This window comes from Salinimicrobium oceani, assembly GCF_012037645.1.
This window is the reverse complement of sequence record NZ_JAAVJR010001557.1, coordinates 1-292: the sequence shown is the minus strand read 5'-3', so window position 1 is coordinate 292 and position 292 is coordinate 1. Positions and strand designations below refer to the sequence as shown.

The following is a 292-nucleotide window of genomic DNA, read 5'->3' as shown; positions in this document are numbered from 1 at the left end:
ACAAAAGAATATGTGTTTAACCTGGAGGAGGAGTTAAAACAAACCAGGGAAGAGCTTCAAACTTCTTTGGAGGAAATCGAAACCAGTAATGAAGAGTTGCAGGCGGCAAATGAAGAGCTGCTGGCTTCCAATGAAGAATTACAAAGTACAAATGAAGAACTTCAAAGTGTAAATGAGGAGATCAATACAGTAAATGCCGAAAATCTTCAAAAAATGGAAGATTTGGCTGCCCTCAATGCAGATGTGAACAACCTGCTTGAAAGTACTCAGATAGGGACAATCTTCCTGGATG

General features: G+C 39.7%; 1 pseudogene. It reads left to right on the top strand.

Annotated features, from left to right (window positions below):
• Positions 1–292, top strand: a pseudogene (locus HC175_RS23055) (chemotaxis protein CheB); the annotation flags it as partial.